The sequence below is a fragment of the Haloferax sp. Atlit-6N genome, from assembly GCF_003383195.1.
Lineage (GTDB): Archaea > Halobacteriota > Halobacteria > Halobacteriales > Haloferacaceae > Haloferax > Haloferax gibbonsii.
In genome coordinates this window covers 1-441 of sequence record NZ_QEQJ01000383.1, presented here as the reverse complement: position 1 = coordinate 441, position 441 = coordinate 1, and the positions used below count along the sequence as shown (strand labels likewise).

At 64.2% G+C, this 441-nt stretch carries 1 pseudogene; it reads left to right on the top strand.

What is annotated here, in order from left to right:
- Window positions 1-85: 85 nt before the first annotated feature.
- Window positions 86-441: pseudogene (locus DEQ92_RS22860) on the top strand (class 1 fructose-bisphosphatase); the annotation flags it as partial.

Genomic DNA, 441 nt, shown 5'->3' with positions numbered 1-441 from the left:
GCGCAACTGCAGTAACAAAGATTTTATGGCTTTTGTAACCGCATACTGAACTACCGATTCCGCTGTCCCCGGAATGAGTGATCCGATGGCTACGAGAGACAATCCTGCGCCGACCGAACCCGAATCGACCAGCGCCACCATCGACGCCGTCCTCGACGTCGTCGCGCGCTCTGCACCGGACGTCCGCAGCGGCCTCCCCGGCCGCCGCGTCGCCATCGAGGGCGAGAATCCCTCCGGAGAGTCCCAAAAGGCGGCCGACGTGTACGCCGACGAACTCTTCCTCGATCGGATCGGATCGATCTCTAACGTCGGCGTGTACGCCAGCGAGGAGCGCGCCGAGGGCATCGACGTCGGCAGCGGCCTCTCCGTCTGCGTCGACCCGCTCGACGGCTCGTCGAACCTCGAACCCAACGCCGCGATGGGGACGATCGTCGCGATCTA